This window comes from Psychrobacter sp. W2-37-MNA-CIBAN-0211 (assembly GCF_040309405.1).
GTDB lineage: Bacteria > Pseudomonadota > Gammaproteobacteria > Pseudomonadales > Moraxellaceae > Psychrobacter > Psychrobacter glaciei.
Map to the genome: position 1 here is coordinate 1 of NZ_JBEOOU010000534.1, position 240 is coordinate 240.

The 240-nt window shown below is 63.3% G+C and carries 1 protein-coding gene; it reads left to right on the forward strand.

Annotated elements, in window-relative coordinates:
* Nucleotides 1-240, forward strand: a 240-nt coding sequence (locus AAEY72_RS16165; RefSeq protein ID WP_352311697.1) for an Lrp/AsnC family transcriptional regulator, incomplete at both ends; no start/stop codon positions are given.

Here is a 240-nt window from a genome sequence, read left to right on the forward strand (position 1 = left end):
GGGCGTGATCGAGCACTATCGCGCGTGCCTGAGCCGCGAGAAGCTCGGTTTCGAGCTCGAGGCGTTCGTGCAGGTGTCGATGCGCAACGAAGAGAATCAATGGCACGAGCGCTTCGCGGAAGCGCTGCGCGAATGGCCGGAGGTGGTCGGCGCGTTCGTCGTGACGGGCGAGAGCCACTATCTGCTGCGCGTGCTCGCGCACAACCTCAAGCACTATTCGGATTTCGTGCTGAACCGCCT